The sequence below is a fragment of the Dongia rigui genome, from assembly GCF_034044635.1.
In the GTDB taxonomy this organism is placed as follows: domain Bacteria; phylum Pseudomonadota; class Alphaproteobacteria; order Dongiales; family Dongiaceae; genus Dongia; species Dongia rigui.
The window spans coordinates 425,543-445,102 of the sequence record NZ_JAXCLX010000003.1 but is presented as its reverse complement, the minus strand read 5'-3'; the positions used below and the strand labels follow the sequence as shown (position 1 = coordinate 445,102).

The 19,560-nt window shown below is 63.3% G+C and carries 16 protein-coding genes; 8 read left to right on the top strand and 8 right to left on the bottom strand.

All coding sequences use genetic code 11. The annotated features are described in order from the left end of the window. Positions 1 to 2 precede the first annotated feature (2 nt). The 6 genes from SMD31_RS17720 to SMD31_RS17695 form a co-directional block, all read right to left on the bottom strand. Positions 3 to 869, bottom strand: a complete 867-nt coding sequence (locus SMD31_RS17720) for a PfkB family carbohydrate kinase (protein WP_320502258.1) — start codon at positions 867 to 869, stop codon at positions 3 to 5. 13 nt (positions 870 to 882) lie between these two features. Further along, positions 883 to 1,743: a carbohydrate ABC transporter permease gene (locus SMD31_RS17715; RefSeq protein WP_320502257.1), complete on the bottom strand. Its 861-nt coding sequence runs from the start codon at positions 1,741 to 1,743 to the stop codon at positions 883 to 885. Then, a complete protein-coding gene (locus SMD31_RS17710; RefSeq protein ID WP_320502256.1) occupies positions 1,740 to 2,678 on the bottom strand; it encodes a carbohydrate ABC transporter permease in 939 nt (312 codons plus the stop codon). The genes SMD31_RS17715 and SMD31_RS17710 overlap by 4 nt, the downstream gene beginning before the upstream one ends. Before the next feature lie 4 nt (positions 2,679 to 2,682). After that, a complete protein-coding gene (locus SMD31_RS17705; RefSeq protein WP_320502255.1) occupies positions 2,683 to 4,002 on the bottom strand; it encodes an ABC transporter substrate-binding protein in 1,320 nt (439 codons plus the stop codon). Positions 4,003 to 4,026: 24 nt separating this feature from the next. After that, complete coding sequence (locus SMD31_RS17700; RefSeq protein WP_320502254.1) at positions 4,027 to 5,040, bottom strand: SIS domain-containing protein; 1,014 nt, start codon at positions 5,038 to 5,040, stop codon at positions 4,027 to 4,029. A gap of 180 nt (positions 5,041 to 5,220) precedes the next feature. Further along, the gene (locus SMD31_RS17695) at positions 5,221 to 6,240 is read right to left on the bottom strand and encodes a LacI family DNA-binding transcriptional regulator (protein WP_320502253.1); all 1,020 of its coding nucleotides are present in this window, start codon (positions 6,238 to 6,240) and stop codon (positions 5,221 to 5,223) included. Positions 6,241 to 6,521: 281 nt separating this feature from the next. On the opposite strand from SMD31_RS17695, the gene epsC reads away from it, so the two are divergent. Further along, positions 6,522 to 7,499, top strand: a complete 978-nt coding sequence (gene epsC, locus SMD31_RS17690; protein ID WP_320502252.1) for a serine O-acetyltransferase EpsC — start codon at positions 6,522 to 6,524, stop codon at positions 7,497 to 7,499. Between the two features lie 612 nt (positions 7,500 to 8,111). On the opposite strand, the gene rhaI is transcribed toward epsC, so the two are convergent. Further along, a complete protein-coding gene (gene rhaI, locus SMD31_RS17685) occupies positions 8,112 to 9,410 on the bottom strand; it encodes an L-rhamnose catabolism isomerase (RefSeq protein WP_320502251.1) in 1,299 nt (432 codons plus the stop codon). 18 nt (positions 9,411 to 9,428) lie between these two features. Then, a complete protein-coding gene (locus SMD31_RS17680; protein WP_320502250.1) occupies positions 9,429 to 11,525 on the bottom strand; it encodes a bifunctional rhamnulose-1-phosphate aldolase/short-chain dehydrogenase in 2,097 nt (698 codons plus the stop codon). A 238-nt stretch (positions 11,526 to 11,763) separates the two neighbouring features. Between SMD31_RS17680 and SMD31_RS17675 the strand changes: the two genes are divergently transcribed. The 7 genes from SMD31_RS17675 to SMD31_RS17645 all read left to right on the top strand — a co-directional run bounded on the left by SMD31_RS17675 (position 11,764) and on the right by SMD31_RS17645 (position 19,408). Continuing rightward, positions 11,764 to 12,552 carry a DeoR/GlpR family DNA-binding transcription regulator gene (locus SMD31_RS17675; RefSeq protein WP_320502249.1) on the top strand — a complete coding sequence of 263 codons (789 nt, stop codon included), beginning with the start codon at positions 11,764 to 11,766 and terminating at the stop codon, positions 12,550 to 12,552. Positions 12,553 to 12,703: 151 nt separating this feature from the next. Then, the gene (locus SMD31_RS17670) at positions 12,704 to 14,038 is read left to right on the top strand and encodes an FGGY-family carbohydrate kinase (RefSeq protein ID WP_320502248.1); all 1,335 of its coding nucleotides are present in this window, start codon (positions 12,704 to 12,706) and stop codon (positions 14,036 to 14,038) included. Further along, positions 14,035 to 15,549, top strand: coding sequence for a sugar ABC transporter ATP-binding protein (locus tag SMD31_RS17665; RefSeq protein ID WP_320502247.1), 1,515 nt, complete (start codon positions 14,035 to 14,037; stop codon positions 15,547 to 15,549). The genes SMD31_RS17670 and SMD31_RS17665 overlap by 4 nt, the downstream gene beginning before the upstream one ends. Next, positions 15,546 to 16,529 (top strand): ABC transporter permease, encoded by a 984-nt coding sequence (locus SMD31_RS17660; protein WP_320502246.1) that lies wholly within the window; start codon positions 15,546 to 15,548, stop codon positions 16,527 to 16,529. The genes SMD31_RS17665 and SMD31_RS17660 overlap by 4 nt, the downstream gene beginning before the upstream one ends. Positions 16,530 to 16,540: 11 nt before the next feature. Next, positions 16,541 to 17,485 carry an ABC transporter permease gene (locus tag SMD31_RS17655; protein ID WP_320502245.1) on the top strand — a complete coding sequence of 315 codons (945 nt, stop codon included), beginning with the start codon at positions 16,541 to 16,543 and terminating at the stop codon, positions 17,483 to 17,485. Between the two features lie 17 nt (positions 17,486 to 17,502). Then, positions 17,503 to 18,660: an autoinducer 2 ABC transporter substrate-binding protein gene (locus SMD31_RS17650; RefSeq protein ID WP_320502244.1), complete on the top strand. Its 1,158-nt coding sequence runs from the start codon at positions 17,503 to 17,505 to the stop codon at positions 18,658 to 18,660. A gap of 106 nt (positions 18,661 to 18,766) precedes the next feature. Then, entirely contained in the window at positions 18,767 to 19,408 is a 642-nt protein-coding gene (locus tag SMD31_RS17645) for a dimethylsulfonioproprionate lyase family protein (protein ID WP_320502243.1), read from the top strand. Positions 19,409 to 19,560 lie beyond the last annotated feature (152 nt).

The window sequence follows — 19,560 nt, the reverse complement described above, 5'->3', positions numbered from 1 at the left end:
CGTCAGCGCGCCTCTGCCGGTGCGATATAGCTGGCATATTTCGCGAGCAGCCAGTCCGGGATCTTGCGTGGCTGCTGCGGAAAGCCACCGAGATGCGTGCAGGTCTCGCTGGCGGCACTGGCGGCTTTCCGCAAGGCCTCCGGCGGCGCCAACCCTTCGCCCCGCGTTGCCGACAGAAACGTGGCGATGAAGCTGTCGCCGGCACCGCAGGTATCGAAGACGCGGACCGGATCGGCCGCGGCGTGGTAGCGCGCCTTGCCGTCATCCATATAGGCGCCACGGCTGCCGCAGGTGACGACGACCTGGCTGCCGCCCGCCGCCTTGATGGTGTCAAAGATCGGCGCGACGGATGCCCGCACATCGTCCGGGCCGGAGGCAAAGACCAGCGGCACACCCTTAAGCGGCAATGCCAGATGGGCGGTCGAGACATCAAGGCTGAACGGCGCCCGGTCCGCCACCAGGCGGCGAACGAGATCCGGATTTGCATTGGTGCCGAGATGCACCCAATCCGCCGTGCAGATGATGCGGTAATGTGCCTCGCTCGGCATGAAATTCTCGCCGACGCCGAAGGATTCCAGCAGGAACTGGCGGTCGCCCGCCTCCTCGCGCAACAGCGTCACGGCCGTGTCGCCGGGCTTGAAGTCGACGTCGCTGGGGGCGAGGCCGATTTTCTCGATCTCCTCCAGCAGGGCCTCGCCCTCGGCATCATTGCCGACGGCACCGAAATAGCGTGACTGCCAGCCGTTCCGGCACCATTGCGCGGCGACGTTCAAGGCATTGCCGCCCACCGTCATCAGGCCCTTGGTGAGGAAGACATCGAGACAGTTGTCGCCCACCGCGACGAAGTTGAGAGACGACGGATTGGTCACGGGTCGATCCTTGTCATTTGCCCATGCCGTCGGAAAGGCCGCGGATGAAATAGCGCTGGGCGGCAAAGAACACGATGACGATCGGCAGTGCCGAAATGGTCATCGCGGCGAAGACCACGGCATAATTGGTGCCATGCTTGGACATGATCGACATCAGGCCGATGGGCAGCGTCTGCACGCCGGCACTGTTGGCAAAGATCATGGCAAAGAGATACTCGTTCCAGGCAAAGAGCACATGCAGGATGACGCAGGAAACGATGATCGGCCGGCAAAGCGGCAGGGTGATGCGCCAGAAGATCTGCCCCTCGCTGGCGCCGTCCATGGTAGCCGCTTCGTCGAGATCGCGCGACAGGCCCAGCATGTAAGCGCGGATGAGGAAGGTGCTGAACGGCACGCGGAACGCGGTATAGAGAATGATGAGTGCCCAATAGGTGTTATAGAGGCCCAGGCCCTGCATCATCTTGACCAGTGGGATGAGCGCCACAGTCGGGCTCAGCATCAACCCGCCCAGCACGAAGCCAACCACGATGGGCTTGCCCGGCATCTTCGTTCGCGTCAGGCCATAGGCCGCCCAGGCGCTGATCAGCACGGTCGAGATGCCGGAGGCGACGGTAACGAGGAGGCTGATCGTCACGAAGTCGCGCACGCCGCGGTTCCAGGCCTGCACATAATTGTCCCACGACCAGCTGACCGGCAGCGCAAAGGGATCGCCGAAAATCTGCGCGTTGTTCTTGAAGCCGTTCAATGCCATCCACAGCAGCGGATAGAGGACGACGACGCCGAGGCTCACCAGCAGCGCATAGAGAAACGCCTTGGCGACGATGTTCCAGGCACCCGCTCGGTTGCGGGGGCGGCGCTGAACAAGTGTCGTCATAGCTGCACCCGCCGCCGGCGCGTATAGATGAGCTGTGCCACACCCGTCACCATGGTGACGGCGAAGATCACGGCGGCGATGGCCGCGCCATAGCCGAAATTGTTTTCCGTGAAGCCCTGCTGGAACAGCCAGGTGCCAAGGACCTGGCTGCTGTTGTTGGGGCCGCCAGCCGTCATCACCATCACTTCGTTGAAGACCTGGAACGCGCCCGTGACGGTGATGATGATCATCAGGCCCGTCATCTCGCGGGTCATGGGAAAGGTGACGTTCCAGAGGCGCCGGGCGGCACCGGCGCCATCCATGATCGCCGCGTCATAGAGCTCGCGCGGAATCTTCTGGATGGCGATGGCAAAGAGAAGGGTCGAATAGCCAAAGCCCTGCCACTGGCTCATGGCGATGATGGCATAGATGGCCCAGTGTTCGTCACCCAGCCACGGCCTGGCGAAAGCCGCAAGGCCGATGGATTTCAACACTGCGTCAATGAGGCCGATATCGGGCTGGTAGAGGAAATAGAACAGCAGGCCAGCCACCGTGATCGAGATGGCCGAGGGCACGAAATAGACCGCGCGCCAGAACCGGCGCCAGCGCTCGGAAGCGAGGCCTTCGATCAGCGCCGCCAGCAGGAAGGCGCCGAAGACCTGGAAGATGACCGAGATGATGGCGTAGAGGCAGTTGTTCCACAGCGACGACCAGACGATCGGATCGTCGAGCAGCCGCCGATAATTGCCGAGGCCCACATAGGTCACCTCGCCGGTGAAGATGTCCTCATCCGTGGTGCTGACGATGAAATTGTCGACGATGGGAAAATAGACGAACCAGCCGACCAATATGGTGGCGATGGCGGCCCAGCGGAACGAGAGGATGCCCCGCAGGCGGAACGATAAGCGTCCGCCTGGGGTACGGTCCTTGGTACTTTCCGCTGGGCCGGCCATCATCAGCTCACTTGGCGTCGGCCGCAGCCGCGTCCTTCACCTTGGCCATGACCTCTTCCGGCGTCATCGAGCCGCCGACCAGGGCTTGAAGGTTGGAAAGCCAGGCCGCCGCCACACGCGGCGAGTTGGCGGTATCCAGCCAGGGCATCAGATAGGACGCCGATTTGAGCGCGGCCAGGCCATTCACCACCGACGGGCTCATGGTCGCTTCCGACGCACCGCCCACCGTGGCGCTCGGCTGGCCATAGGGCGGGGCCGACAGGATCTGGCCATGTTCCGCCGAGGTTGCGAACTTCATGAAGTCGATGGCGAGCGGGATGTTCTTCGAGGCCGCGCTGATCATGTAGCCTTCCGGGGCGCCTTCGACGGCTTTGGCGTCACCCTTGGCGCCTTCCGGCACCGGCAGCACGAAGAAGCCGAACTCTTCCGGCTTCAGCGTCGTTTCTTTCGACGCCGCCTGATCGAACTCGATGATCTCCTGGTAGTACATCGCCGACTTGCCGTTGCTCAGCTGCTGCAAGGCCGACGCATAGGACGTGCCGTTGACTGAGGCACCATCGGTGCAGCGATCGATCAACGCCTTGAACTGCTGCAGCGAGGCGACATAGCCCGGATCGTCATAGGTCGCCTGCTTCGGGTCGAAATCCTTTTCCAGCGTGGCACGCGGGACGTTGAAGGCCAGCAGCTGGCCGGCATAATGCACGGCGGGCCAGGCTTCCTTGTTGCCGAAGGAGATCGGTGTCACACCTTTCGCCTTGATCTTGTCGCAACCGGCGAGTAGCGCTTCGAAGCTCGCCGGCGCCTCGACGCCGGCCTCGGCGAAGATCTTCTTGTTGTAGCCCATGAACTTGGCATCGAGATAAAGCGGGATGCCGAAATACTTGCCGTTATATTGAAAGGCTTGGACCGCCGCCGGCACCAGCGTCTTGCCCCAGTCGGTGTCCGGACCGATCACGGGGGTGAGATCCACGGCGCGGTTGCCACGGACGAAATTGCCACCCCAACTGCCAGTCCAGGAGAAATAGATGTCGGGGAGGGAGTTCGAGGCGACCAGGGTCTTGGTCTTGCCCTTGACGCTGTCATCGCTCTCCTGGATGAGCTCGATCTTCACATCCGGATGCAGCTTCTGATAGTCCGCCGCCAGATTGACGAAATAGGGCGACAATTGCTCAAGGCCGAATTTGGTGAGGATCTGCAGCGTGCCGCTGTACTCCACCTGGGCATTGGGATCGGCGGCAATCGTTTCGGCGCGGGCACCAGCCGCGGTTAGAGTCAGTGCCGATGCAGCCGCGAGCGAGACGGCCATCGCATGGGTGAGACGTTTCATAAGCAACTCCCTCCTTCTGTTTGTTTAATATTCGACGCGTTTGTAGTAGCGGCGTGTGGTCAGCGGGTGATTGCGCAGGACTTCGAGATGCGCGCTGAGGCGCTCGAGCAGGGTGGCGAGCAGGACCGGCGAGATGAGGGCGCGCACCTGCGGCGAAATGCCGGGCAGGGCAACGCTCGCCGCATCCAGCACGCGAACGCGGTCGGAATAGCGCCGGGCGAAATTCTCGACCCGGTCGCCCAAGGGTCGTGTCGCATCCTCGCCCTTGAAGATGAAGACGCTGACGCCAGGCTCGACCAGTTCCAGCGTGCCGTGGAAGAAGTCGGCGGCATGCACGGGGCGCGTGCGGATCCACTGCATCTCCTCGAGGATGCACATGCCGTAGTAATAGGCCTCGGGCCAGACCGAACCGGCGCCGGTGAAGATGTGATAGGTCTCGTCCTTGATGGCGGCGGCCAGCTCGGCAGCGGGCTTCTCGAACGCCGCCTTGGCATCGACGAGCAGGCCCGGCAGGCGCTGCAACTGCGCCACCGTACCATCGAAATCGGCGTATTCGCCGCGCTCGGCCAGCAGGGCAAGGACAATCAGCAAGGTCTGCAGGTAAAAGGATTCCGAGGACGTGTCGTCCTCGGCGAAATTGGTGAAGTTGTAATCGGCGTCGCGGCCGAGCGGCGTGTCCTTATGGCCGGTGAGCGAAATCGTCTTCACCCCGCGTGCCTTCAGGAAGCCCAGCAATTGCACGCTTTCCTTCGTCGTGCCGGAGAGCGACGGCAGGATCACGATGGCGTTTTCATCGAGACCGGCCGGCGGGTCGATCACCACCTGGGCCGGAAACTGCGCGCTGACAGGGAAGGTCGAATGGCGCTGCGCCAGTTCGATCGCTGGCAGGGTCAGCAATTGGACACCGCCGGTGCCCATGAAGAACATCCGCTCGGCGCCTTCCGACAGCAGCTTCTTCATCAGCGCGCGAACGTCGCCGGCGATGGCAACCGCGCCGCTCTGGATTTTTACGAAGCGGTCCTTGTCGAAATTAAGCATGCGATCCTTCCTCATCCTTCATCACGCGCCAAAGCCTGCGGTCCCGCATGTCCCGCCAGCTGCGCCTCGATTCCTGCTCATATATGAGATCGATCTCATATAAAGTGTGAGATCGATCTCAGAAGCCAAGGTTACGCAAGGTTGCCAGGCCTTGGCAAGCCGATTCCAAAAAGATTTTCGTTAACGCTTTTTCGGCTTCGCGACCGAACCGCGGACGATCAGGCGGGTGGGAAAGCGAACTTCGCGCGCTGCGCCCTTCTTGCCGTCGAGGCGTTCCAGCAGCAGCCGCGCCGCCAACGGGCCGATTTCCGAAATCGGCTGCGCCACCACGGTGATCTGTGGATCGGTGAAGGTCGCCAGGTTGAAATCGTCGAAGCCCACCAGCGACACGTCGTTCGGAATGGATAGTCCCATGGAGCGCAGCGCCAGCAGCGCGCCTTGCGTCATCAGGCTGTCGACCGTGAAGAGGGCGGTCGGGCGGTTTGGCTGGTTGAAGAGGCGGATGGTCGCCTCGATCGCCTGCTCGACAGTGGAGCGCGAAACGCTGATCAGCGTTTCGTCCAGCGCGATGCCATGCGCTTGCAGCGAATTCTGATAACCGAACAGGCGTTCCTGCGCCGTGAAGATGCGGGAATCGTCACGCAGCAGACCGATGCGCCGATGACCGTTGGCGACCAGATAGTCGATCGCCTCGTGGGCGCCACCTTCATTGTCGACCACGACGCTGTCGCAGCGCACGTTCTTGGCGACGCGGTCGATGAGGACCGTGGGAATCTCACGCGCTAGGCTGACGATATGCCGGTTGTCGGTGGCCGAGGTCGGCGCCAGGATCAAGCCGCGGATGCTCAGCGAACGCAGGCTCTCCAGCAACTCCTTTTCCTGTGCCACATCCTCCTCGCTGCTGGCGATGAGCAGGTTGTGCTTTTCCTTGCGCAACTCGGTCTCGAGGTCATGCGCGATGCGGGCAAAGAACGGGTTCTGTATGTCGCCCGGCACATAGCCGATCAGCGGCAATTGTCCGCTGCGCAGGGCCTGGGCCACGCGGTTGGCGCGATAGCCCAGCGATTCGGCCACCTCCTGCACGCGCTGCGCGGTCTCGTCGCCGACATAGCCATAGCTGTTGAGAGCGCGCGCGGCGGTGGCGCGGGAGACGTTCGCGGCGGCGGCGACGTCTTTGAGCGTGACGCCCTTCCTGGTCAAGGTTGCTGCCTGTCTGTCACCTGGGCGTCCTCATTATTACGCCATTGGGATCGTTCATCCGCTCTTTCCCTGCCTTGTGCCATATATCGCCGCCTTTTCAAACCGCTAAGACCCCAAGACCGGATGCCAACGCCACCGGCTGCGTCTCATGCCAGCAAATTGCGCGCTGGACCCGCGCCGATCCAGCTCACAGGAGGGGCGAGATTTTCTCGTTTGACCGTCGTCACGATTGGTCTTTGCTGAAGGCTAATCAAGACGTGGGTGCAAAGGAGCAGCGGGTCATGAACATCGTTACACCAAGGGAGAAGGAGGTGCCCGCCATCGATCCGCCCGCAAAAGACCCCCCGGCCTGGCAACTGGCCGAGATCGTCCATGCCCTGCGGCAATCGCGTGAGGTCTCGAACAAAATCCGTTACCGCGGCCATGTGCGCGAATTGCCGTCGCGCGCGGCGTTGCGTGACATCCTCGACGGTCTTGCCGCGGCCCTGTTCCCGACGCATTACGGCGACCACATCCTCACCGACGAAAGCATCGACTTCTTTGTCGGCAGCACGCTGGGCAATGCGTTGAGCTCCTTGAACGAACAGGTGCGCCGTGGTTTGCGCTTCAACAAGGAAGACGCCGGGCGCGACGCCGACGAGCTTGCGGCCCGCGCCGCAGCCATCACGCGCCGCTTTGCAGGCGATCTGCCGCGTATTCGCGCCAAGCTGGTGAGCGATCTCCACGCTGCCTATCAGGGTGACCCCGCCGCCAGTTCCATCTCCGAGATTCTTCTCTGCTATCCCGGTATTTCGGCCATCATTCACTATCGCCTCGCGCATGCGCTTCACCAGCTGGGTGTGCCGCTCATTGCCCGGTTGATCTCCGGCATCGCCCATTCCGAGACCGGGATCGACATTCATCCAGGCGCCGAGATCGGCCCCGGCTTCTTCATCGATCACGGCACCGGCGTCGTCATCGGCGAGACGGCGGTGCTGGGCGAGAACGTTCGCCTCTATCAGGCCGTGACCTTGGGCGCGAAGAAGTTCGAGACCGGCGAGGATGGCTCGCTGGTGAAGGGCACAGCGCGCCACCCGATCATCGAGGACAATGTCGTCATCTATGCCGGCGCCACCATCCTGGGGCGCGTGACCATTGGGCGCGGTGCCGTCATCGGCGGCAATGTCTGGCTGACGGAGGATGTGGCACCGGGCAGCGTCGTCACCCAGGCGCGCATGCGGCAAACGCGGTCCGACGAAGCTGCGATCGTGCGGGGGTGATGGCCCGCTGCGGGAAACGTCGCGTGCCATCGACACCGAACCTGCATCCCTCGGGGTTATGTTCCCATAATGTTCTTGACAAGCGACTAGGAATTTGATACTAGTTGAGATGTGCACACGAATTCTCCCCGGTGCCCATCCGGGACCGCTCGGTTGTCGATCGGCGCAAGCCTTGCCACGGCGCAGGCCGTACATATCGGCTCCCCTTTATTGTGGGGGCGGCCCCGGCCGGTGGCTTCAAACCGGCCTCCCGGATCGGACGGATGAGCGATCCCCCGAGCGCCATGGGGTGACAAGGGCGTCCATCAGGGCCACGGTGGAAACGAGGGCCCCCGCCGGATCCGATGCGGTGACCGGATTCCCCTTCCGGATTGCAGGCAGCAATCCGCGTCACGGCCGACACGCACGGCCGGCTCACCTGTCCGAGCGGCGCCGCATGGGGATCTGAAGAGAGAAGCGTTAGTGAAGCCCCCTCTCCCTAACCCTCCCCCACGTTGGGGGGAGGGAACTCTAGCCAGCTTGAACGCGATCAGCGCAGCGAACACGGCGGAACTCCCTCCCCCCTACGTGGGGGAGGGTAGGGGAGAGGGGGTAAGTGACGGCTCTATCCGGCTACACAATCCCCGCCGACTGCCGCGCCGTGGCCGGCCGTTCGTTCTGCTTGTGGCGCCGGTACCCCGACCAGCGATAGAGGCCGACCGGGTCAATGGCGCCGCCCTTCCTGTGCCGCGCCATGGCAAGGATCGGCGCCACATCGGTGTTGAAGGCCGCCTTCAAGGTCTCCAGCGCCATCAACGCGTCGTTCTCCGCCTGCGCCTGCTCCAGGCGCGCGCGGTCGATCAGCATCGCCTGGGCATAGCGGCGCTGCAATTCGATGGCGCTCGACATCAGGCTCTCGATCGGGTCGGTGACGTTGTGCGACTGATCGAGCATATAGGCCGGCGCCACATCGAAGGCGCCGCGATCGGCCGCATCGACCAGTTCGTTGAAGATGAGGAACAGCTGGAACGGGTTGACCGAACCGCTGTCGAGATCGTCATCGCCATATTTGCTGTCGTTGAAATGAAAGCCGCCCAGCTTGCCGAACTGGATGAGCCGCGCGACGATCATCTCGATATTGGTGTTGGGCGCATGATGGCCGAGATCGACCAGACAGCGCGCCTTCGGCCCCAATTGCGTGGCAGCGAGGTAATTGGTGCCCCAATCGGCGATCACCGTCGAATAGAAGGCCGGCTCATAGAGCTTGTGCTCGATATACATGTGCCAATCGGCGGGGAGGGCGGCATAGATCGCCTTAGCGCTCTCGAGATATCGTTCCAGCGCGCGGGTGAAATGCTGCTGCCCCGCAAAGTTGGAGCCGTCGCCGATCCAGACGGTGAGCGCCTTCGAGCCCAGCGCCTTGCCGAGTTCGATGCACTCGATGTTGTGTTCGACCGCCTGCGCGCGGGTTGCCGCATCGGTGTGGCTGAGGCTGCCATATTTGTAGGAGAGCTTCTGCCCGGCGGCGTCCTGGAAGGTGTTGGAATTGACGGCATCGAAGCCGAGGCCCAGTTCCTCGGCAAACTGCCGCGTCGCCTTGATGTCGCTGGGCTTGTCCCAGGGAAAATGCAGCGACACGGTCGGCGTCGCCCGCGTCAGCTTGTTGATGACGGCGCAGTCTTCGAGCTTGTCGAAGATGTGGCGCGGTTCGCCGACACCTGGATAGCGGGCAAAGCGTGTGCCGCCGGTGCCCACACCCCAGCTCGGCAGCGCGACGCCGAAGGCAGCCACGGCGCTGGTGATCGTCTCGATATCGCTGCCGTTGCGCGAAAGACGCCGGCGCAAGGCATCATAGTCTTCCTGCAACGCCGGCAGCGCTTTGGCATTCTGGGTCGCGATATCGGCTTCCTGGATGCGATAGGTCTCGGTCATGGGATATCTCCCTAATCTTCAGCGCGTGAACGCCACGGCGTTGCCGGCGTCCACATTGAGGATGTTGCCGGTCGATTTCGGCGCGTCGGTGCAGAAGAAGCGGACGGCCGCCGCGATATCCTCGGGATAGACCGAAAGTTTCAGCAAGCTACGCTGGCGGTAATGTTCTTCCAGCTGGTCGGTCTCGATCTTATAGGCCTCGGCGCGCTCCTGCAGCCAATTGCCGCTCCAGATGTTGGAGCCGCGCAGGACCGCATCCGGATTGACGACATTGACCCTTATGCCAAGCGGTGCGCCTTCCAAGGCTAGGCACCGCGCCAGATGCACTTCCGCGGCCTTCGCCGTGCAATAGGCCGAGGCGTTGACCGAGGCGGCCATCGCATTCTTCGAGGCGATGAACACCATGCTGCCGCCGGCATTCTGCGCCTTCATCAGGCGGAAGGCTTCGCGGCTCACCAGGAAATAGCCGGTCGCCAGTACCGAGATGTTCTTGTTCCAGAGTTCAAGGCTCGTCTCCTCGATGGGCGAGGCCGAGGCGATGCCGGCATTGGAGACCAGAATGTCGATGCCGCCGAATTGCCGCGCCGTCGCCGCGAAGGCGCCGATGACGGCGTTCTCCGACGTCACATCCAGCGTCGTGCCCCAGACCCGGTCCTTGCCATGCTTGCCGCCCAGTTCGGTGACAGTCTGCTCAAGGCGCCCGGCATCGATATCAGCGAGCGCCACGCAGGCACCTTCGGCCAGCAGCGCCTCGGCCGTGGCGCGCCCGATGCCGCCGGCACCGCCGGTGATGAAGGCGATCTGCCCAGCGAGGGCCTTGGCCTTGGGCATGCGCTGCAGCTTTGCTTCCTCCAGCAGCCAGTATTCGATGTCGAAGGCTTCCTGCTCATCAAGGCCGACATAGGTGTCGACTGCGCTTGCACCGCGCATGACGTTGATGGCGTTCACATAGAACTCGCCGGCGATGCGCGCGGTGGCCTTGTCGGCGGCAAACGTCACCATGCCGATGCCGGGGATGAGGTAGACGATCGGATTGGCATCGCGCTGTGCCGGACTGTTGGCGCGCTTGCAGCGGTCGTAATAGGCGCCATATTCCGCCCGGTACGCTTGCAGTGCTTTGTCCAGGCTGGCAATCGTCTTTTCGATATTGCCGTCGAAATCGAGCACCAACGGCCGGATCTTGGTGCGCAGGAAATGATCCGGGCAAGAGGTACCCAGTTCGGCCAGGGCTTTGAGATCCTTGGCGCAGACGAATTCCAGCACCGCGGGCGAATCGTTGAAATGGCCGACCTTGGGCTTGCCGCTGGCGATGCGGCCGCGAATGGCCGGCATCAATTGCGCGGCAATCTCGCGCCGCTTGGCGGGGTCGAGCGCCGACATCGCAGCGCCGCCGAAGACCGCGGCTTGCGCCGTCCGCTCCTTCAGCCACGCATCGGCGATGCGGATCACGCGCAGCGTGTTGTCGTAACAGGCCTTCGACGTATCGCCCCAGGTGAAAAGCCCATGGCCCGCCAGCACGATGCCCTTGAGCTGCGGATTCTTGGTCGCCATCTCACCCAGCTTCAAGCCGAGGTCGAAGCCCGGACGCTGCCAGGGCAGCCAGCCGATCTCCGGCCCGAAGACCTCCGCCGTCAGCTCTTTGCTGCGCGATGCCGCAGCGATGGCGATCACCGCATCGGGGTGCATGTGGTCGACATGTGTGTAAGGGATGAAGGCATGGAGCGGCGTGTCGATGCTGGCTGCCCGCGGATTCATGTCGAAGGTGCAATGCGGCAGATAGCCCACCATCTCGTCTTCCGCCGCAAGCCCGCGATAGAGCCGCTTCAGGCCTTCGAGCTTCTCAAGATAGAGCGTCGAAAAGCCGTCGAGCTTCATCGAGCCGAGATCGCCGCCCGATCCCTTGACCCACAGCACGGTGACGCTCTCACCCGTCAGCGGATCCTTGGCCGCGACCTTGGCCGAGGTGTTGCCGCCGCCGTAATTGGTGATGCGGAGATCGGCGCCGAGCAGATTGGAGCGGTAGAGCAGCAGCTCCGGTTCGCTCATCGACTTGGCCTTGGCCTCGTCCCAGAGCGAGGGGATGACATCGTCAGAAGTCGGCGTCTTTGAGGTCACGGGCGGGCTCCGTTCCGAAATCGTCAAAATCGCTCATCCTGTGCCAATGAGCGCGCAACCAGGGTTGAAATAGGCCGCAAACTGCCCAGTCGTCAAATGAATCTCTCATTTTGCGTCGCAATATCGGTATTTTGCGATGCAAAATGATTAATGCATGAGCGAATTTGATTATTTCCGTTTGACGCGGCCGGCGGAATCCAGCTATTGCCAATGACCAGTGCGACAGAGGCGGCGGAAGATGATCCAGAAGCAGCGCCATCACCTGATCTGCGAGATCGTGGCAAGCGACGGCTTTGCCTCGGTGCCGGATCTGATGGCGCGCCTCGATGCCTCCCGCGCCACCATCGCCCGCGATATCCAGGACCTCGCCATGGCCGGCCGCCTCAGGCGCGTACGCGGCGGTGCCGAGGCGATGCACGGTGCCCCCGCCTTGGCGGAACCGAAATTCGATGCCAACCAGCTGCGCCACCGCCAAACCAAGCGCGCCATCGCGCGGGCGGCGGCCGAGCTGTGCCATGCCGGCGATTCCATCATCATCGACGGCGGCACCACGACCTATGCGATGACCGAATTCTTGGGTGGGCGCGATCTGCAGGTGCTCACCAATTCGTTCCCGATCGCCGAATATCTCATCAAGCGCGGCCAGGCCCGCGTCATCCTGCCGGGCGGCGAGATCTTCCGCGAGCAGGGCTTGATCCTCAGCCCCTTCGAAGACGATGCGATCGAGCGCTTCGTCGCCTCAAAAGTCTTTCTGGGTGCCCGCGCCATCACGCAGCACGGCCTGATGCAGACCGATCCCTTGCTTATTCGCGCCGAGCAGAAGCTCATTCGCCAGGCGGAGAAGGTCATCGTCCTGGTCGACAGCAGCAAGTTCCGCAACCGCGGCAGCCTCATTCTCTGCCCGCTGGAGCGCATCAATACCTTGATTACCGACGACGGTATCGAATCCGGCACGCGAAAGATGCTGGAAGATGCCGGTATTGAGGTCATCGTCACACATGCCCTGAAGGCCGCCTCGGTCGCCTGACCGAAGCGTCTCCATCCTGCTGTGACCCTGGCCTGAATTCGACAGGGGAGGCCACCATGAAGACTTTTCAAGACGTCGCCCGTCAAAGGGCGAGCGCGGATTTCGATCGAGACGCCGGCCGACATTGCAGGCGCTGAAGGTCAGCGCCGCCATGGCCATCGTCGTCTTTGACATCGGCAAGACCAACATCAAGCTGTCGCTGGTCGAGAACGGCGAGATACGGCAGACCGTATCGACGCCTGACCGCGCCGTTCAAGGCGCACCCTATCCGCATATCGATGTCGAGGGCATCTGGTCGTTCCTGCTGCGCGGCCTGCGCGATCTGACCCAGGTGGCGGCGATCAGCGATATCGTCGTCGTGGCCCATGGCGCCGCCGGGGCGCTGGTGGACGCAGCCGGTGATCTCGCCTTGCCGGTGCTCGATTACGAGATGCCGATCGAGGGAACGGCCTATGATGAATTGGCGGCGCCTTTCAGCGAGACCTTCTCGCCGCCGATGGCGGGCGGGCTCAATCTGGGGCGCCAGATCCACTGGCAGGCCACCCATTTCCCGGCCGAGTTCGCGCGTGTTCGCTACATCCTCCCTTATGCGCAGTATTGGAGCTATCGCCTCAGCGGCGTTGCCAGCAGCGAGGTGACGTCGCTCGGCTGTCATACCGGCCTGTGGCAGCCGGCCGCGGGCGATTTCAGCAGCTTCGTCGATCGCATGGGCTGGCGGCATCTCTTTGCATCCTTGCGCAAGGCCGAAGACGTGCTGGGACCGGTCCTGCCGGAGATTTGCGCGCTGACGGGATTGCCGGCCGATTGCCGTGTCCGCGTCGGCATCCATGACAGCAGCGCCTCGTTCCTGCGCCATCGCCTGTCGCGACCGGCACCCTTTGCCGTCGCGTCGACGGGGACCTGGGTCGTGTGCATGGCGGCGGGCGCTTCTGTCGACGGCCTGCCGGCGGAAAGCTGCCTTGCCAATGTCGACGTGCTGGGCCAGCCGGTGCCGGTCTGCACTTTCATGGGCGGTCGGGAATATGCCGGCCTCACGAATGGCGCCGCCAGCTTGCAGCCGGCAGCGCAGGATGCAGCAAGCGTCATCGCCGCGGGCGACATGCTGGTGCCGCCGGTCGGCCAATTCGGCGGACCGTTCGGCGGCAAGGAGCGCGGCCCGGACGTGCCGCCCCGCAACCCGGCGGAGAATGCCGCGCGCGCCAGTCTCTATCTCGCTCTCATGACAGATTACTGTCTCGATCTCATCAAGGCGAAAGGTCCCGTCGTGATCGAGGGCAGCCTGGTCGGCAACGCGCTCTATCTCGGCGCGCTCGCCACCTTGCGCGCACCCGCCGATCTGCTGGTGTCGGAAGATGCCACCGGCACGATCAGCGGTGCGGCACAGCTCGCCGGGCAGAAACTGGCGCCCTTGAGCCGCCGGGTGGCTGCGCTCGACCTGCCGCTGGGGCAATATCGTCAAAAATGGCGGGAGGCCTTGCCGGCATGACCGCCATCATCGAACTCAGCCATGTCTCGAAATCCTTTGGCAATCTGAAGGTGCTCAAAGATGTCAGCTTCGATGTGCAGCCGGGTGAGGTCCATGCCTTGCTGGGCGAGAACGGCGCCGGCAAATCGACGCTGATCAAGATCATATCCGGCGTCCTCCATCCTGATGAAGGTGAGCTGCGCATTGCCGGCGAAACGGCACGCCTCACATCGCCGCGTGACGCGCGGGCGCGTGGCATCGCCACCGTCTATCAGGAATTGCTGCTTTTTCCCGAACTGAGTGTGGCCGAGAACATCTATCTGGGCCATGCGCCGCGCACGCGCTGGGGCGCCATCGACTGGCCAGAGATGCGGGCCGGCGCGCGCCGCTTGCTCGATTCCCTCGACAGCCACGACCTCCATGTCGACACCAAGGTTGGACTTCTGTCGGTTGCCAACCGGCAGCGGGTCGAGATCGCCAAGGCGCTGTCGCAGGAAGCGCGCCTCCTGATCATGGACGAACCGACGGCAGCCTTGGCCGATGCCGATGCCAGGAAGCTGCTCGTCATCGTGCGCCGCCTGCGCGAGCGCGGTGTCGGCATCATCTATGTCAGCCACCGCATGCAGGAAATCTTTGCGCTCGCCGACCGGGTCACGGTCCTGCGCGACGGTGCCTTCATCGCCACCAAGCCGATCGGCGAGGTGACGGAAAGCGCGTTGGTCTCGATGATGGTGGGGCGTTCGATCGACCAGCTGTTCCCGAAGGTCGACACCCAGCCCGGGGCGACGGTGCTGGAGCTGCGACATGTCAGCCACCGCGATGTCGTGCGCAATGTCAGCCTGACCTTGCGGGCAGGCGAAATCTTAGGCATTGCCGGGCTGATCGGTTCGGGCCGCACGGAAACGGCGCTCACCATCTTTGGCATCACGCCGGCGACGTCGGGCGAGATCCTGATGGACGGCAAACCGGTCACAATCGAGAGCCCAGCCGCCGCCCGTGCGCTGGGCATTGCCTATGTGCCGGAGGATCGCGGGTTGCAGGGATTGGTGAAGCCGCAGACCATCCGCGAGAATGTGTCGCTGGCAATCATCGACCGGCTGGCGAAATTTCTGCTCATTGATCGGCGCCGTGAAGGGCAGCTGGCGCGGGAATCGATTACGCGCTTCGGCGTCCGCGCGCGCGGGCCGGAACAGGCCGTGCGGCAATTGTCCGGCGGCAACCAGCAGAAAGTGGTGCTGGCGAAATGGATCGCCACAAAGCCGCGCGTGCTGATCATGGATGAACCGACGCGCGGCATCGATGTCGGCGCCAAGGCGGAAATCCATGCCCTGATGAGCAGGCTGGCCGGGGAAGGCCTGGCGGTGCTGATGATATCGAGCGAACTCCCGGAGGTGCTGGGCATGAGCGACCGGGTGCTGGTGATGCGGGGTGGCGAAATCGTTGCCGCCTTCGACCGCGCCGATGCGACGCCCGATGCGGTGGGTGCTGCCATGACAGCTGCCGGCCAGTCTGCCTTGGTGGGTGCGGCATGAGCATTGAAGCCGTGCCATCCCGCCCGTCATGGGCGCGCCGCCTGGGCGGCTTAATCGAAGCCAATGGCCAGGAAGCGATCATCCTTGCCGCCATCATTCTGCTCTTCATCGTGGTGGGTGCCGTCAACCCGCGTTACTTGGGCAGTTCCAACCTCACCAGCATCTTTTCCGGCAACGCCTATATCGCCGTTGCCGCCATCGGCATGTCGCTGGTCATCATCTCCGGCAATATCGACGTCTCGGTCGGCTCGTTGATTGGTGTTTTGGCGACGATTGCCGGGACGCTCGCGGTCAACGGCTATCCGATCATTGTCTGCTGGCTGGGGCCGCTGGTGGTCGGTGTCGCGGTCAATGCCTTCGTCGGCATCCTCGTCGCCTATGTCCGCATCCCCTCCATCGTGGTGACGCTGGGCATGCTGTCGGTCTTGAAAGGCGGCCTGATCAGCGTGACGGCCGGTGCCTGGATCAACAATCTGCCGCCGGCATTCATGCTGGCCCAGTTCCGCGTGCTCGGCATTCCGTCGCCGGTCTATTTCATGGTGGTGCTGACCGTCCTTGCCGCCCTGTGGATGCGCTACAGCGCCTTCGGCCGCACCATCTATGCCATCGGGGGCAATCCGGATGCGGCGCGGGTGACCGGCATTCGGATCGAACGGGCGACGGTCAGCGTCTTCATGATCCACGGCTTTTTTGCCGGCATCGCCGCGGTGCTGTTCGCCACGCAATTGCAGGTCATCCAGTCGACCGTGCCGCCCAATCTGGAACTGACCGTCATCACGGCCGCCGTCGTGGGCGGTGTCAGCATTCTGGGCGGCACGGGCACTGTCATCGGCGCGACATTGGCTGCCATCCTTTTTGCCGCGATTGGCTCCGCGCTCATCTTCACCAGCGTCTCAGCCTATTGGCTGCGCGCGGTGCAGGGCCTCCTCATTCTGGCGACGGTGCTGGCCGACATGGCCCGGCGCAACCGGCTGCGCTGAGGGGGAACGCCATGACCATCCGCTCCTTCCTGCGCCATGAGATGATCCTGCTGCTGTTGCTGGTCGTGGCGCTGATCGTCCTTGCCCAGCAATCCGACCGGTTCTTCACCACCGACAATCTCCTCAACCAGGCGCGCCTGATGGCGGAGGTGGGGCTCCTTGCCTTGCCGATGACCTTCGTCATCGTGACGGGCGGCATCGATCTGTCGGTGGGGTCGATCTTCGGCCTCGCCGCCATCCTGCTCGGTGTTTTCTGGCAAGGGCTGGGTTTGCCGCTGCCGCTCGCCATGGTGCTGGCGGTGGTGGTGGGCGGTGTTGCGGGGCTTGGCAACGGGCTCATCATAACGCGGTTCAATGTGCCGCCGCTGATTGCGACGCTGGCGACACTGGCGCTCTATCGGGGGCTTGCCGAGGGCATCAGCCAGGCGCGCTCGGTGCGCGGCTATCCCGACTGGTTCTTTGTGCTGGGGCAGGGCGAGGTCATGGGCCTGCCGACACAGCTGTGGTTCTTGCTGGCAATCGCCCTTCTGGCGGCTGTCTTGCTCGGGCTTACCACGTTTGGCCGCACGACCTATGCGATCGGCGCCAATGAGGTGGCGGCACGCTTCTCCGGCCTCAATGTCGCCCGCACCAAGCTCCTGATCTATACCGGCTCGGGCCTCATTGCGGGATTGGCCGCCGTCATCTTCGTCTCACGCGTCTCGACGACGCGCTCCGACATGGGAACGGGGCTGGAGCTTGATGTCATTACCGCCGTGGTGCTGGGGGGCACGTCGATTTTCGGCGGCAAGGGCACCATCATCGGCACCATCCTGGGCCTCATCCTGATGCAGGCATTGAAGAACGGCCTCGCCTTGGGCGGGGTCAAGGGGGATGGCACCATTGTCGTGATCGGCGTCGTGCTGATCGCGGCCATTCTGTTGGGAAATCTACTGAGCCGAAACGGCGACGGCTGAGACCGGGAGGAAAAGGCATGGTTCTCGCCGTCGAGAAAACCGCCATGCCAAGACAAGGAGAAGCCAACATGTACAAGACCATGATACTGGCGTTGGGACTCGCCGTGGGGAGCGGTGGCGTGGCGATGGCGCAATCGGCCTGGACCGGCGGCGACGATCTGCCGACCAGTCCCTTGGCGTGCGATGGGGCGGCGGCTGCCGCCGCCTCGGTGCCCTATGACGGCGGTCAGCCGACCGGTGCGCCGGACCTTAAGGGCAAGAAGATCACCGTCGTCGATGTGCCGAAATTGATCGGCATCGGCTATTTCAACGCGACCTCGAAGGGGATCGCGGATGCGGCGGCCGAACTGGGTACGGTCGATGCCAAGACAGATGGCCCGACCAAGGCCAATATCGACGAACAGATCACCTTCCTCGACAACTCCATCACCAGCGGCGTCAATGGCATCCTCTTTGCCGCCAATGACCCGGTGGCGATCGCGCCGGTGTTGAAGAAGGCGCTCTCCAAGGGCATCCATGTCGTGGGCTATGACGCCAATTCGACGCCGGATGCCCGCGAATGGTTCGTCAACCAGGCGCAGTTCAATGGCATCGCCAAGTCGATGATCGACAACATGGCCAAGGAAGCGGGCGAGGAAGCGGCCTTTGCCATCGTCACCTCGACCTTCACCACGCCGAACCAGGCGCGCTGGATCGCCGAGATGGCCGCCTATCAGGCCAAATGCCACCCGAAGATGAAATGGCTGGAGACGGTCGAGGCGCAGGAAGACAACGTCCTTTCCTTCAACCAGGCGACGACGCTCATTAACAAATATGGCGATGAGCTCAAGGGCATCTTCGGCATGACCAGTGTCGCGACCCCGGCCTCGGCCGAAGCCGTCAGCCAAGGCGGCAAATGCGGCAGCATCGCGGTGGTGGGTCTTGCCACACCCAATGCGATGAAGCCCTATGTCGAGAAGGATTGCGTGAAATCGGTCGTGTTGTGGAACCCGGTCGATCTCGGCTATGCCGCCATGTATGTGCTGCGCGCCGCGATCGATGGCGATTTGAAGCCCGGTGCCACCTCGGTCAAGGCCGGCAAGCTCGGCGAGCTGCAGGTCATCAACGGCAGCGAGGTGCTGCTCGGCCAGCCCTATACCTTCACCAAGGAAAACATCAACAACTTCGACTTCTAAGTTTACCTCAGCCCTGCCCTCGGGCCCGGGATCGGCGACGATCCCGGGCCTTCTTTTATCCGTCGATCGACGATAGTCTCGGGCCTTCCATGGGCGGGGGTGCAACATGACGTCTTCCGAAACGCTTTGGCTGGAGATCGACCGGTTTCTGGCGACCCTCGATCCCGCACATGCGGGTGTCGCCAGTGTGCGGGCACGCATGAGGGAGATGACCGACATCCGCAGCCGCTCGCTGCTGCGACCCGCCAACGCGCCGCTTTGCGGCTATCTTGAGGAAGCGTTGGCGGCGATCGAGACAGAGCGTGCCATCCCGCTGCAGCAGGCGCTCCGCCATGCCCCGCTCCATTGGGAGAGCTACCGGGGCTATGTCGCCGACACGATCGGCCCGCATTTTCCCAAACGCCATGCCTATGCGAGTCTCATGGTGGGCGCCGATCCGGATTGGGCGTGCGATTTCGATCTGGGTTTATTCCTCATCACGCCGGGGACGCTCTACCGCGATCATCATCATCTGGCACCGGAACTCTATGTGCCGCTGACCGGCCCCAGCAAATGGCGCTTCGGTGCCGGCAAGGATTGGGCCGAAAAGCCGGCCGGGGCCATTGTCTGGAATCCACCCAACCAGGTCCATGCGACCCTGGTCGGAACCGTGCCGTTCTTGTGCCTCTATGCCTGGACCGAGGCGGTGCATGTGCCGGCCAAGGTCGACTTTTCAGAAGATTGGAACGCGCTGGAGGCAGTGGGCTGACATTTGGCGCGCCAGGCCGCGCTGGTCGAAGTGGGTCGCCTGTGCAGACGGAGATCGCGGCAGTTGCCGGGCGGCACGCGGGGCGCTATGTGAAGGCAGCGGACGATCCGGCGCTGCGCGACCCTTTCCAGCCCGCGATCGGCCGCCGCATC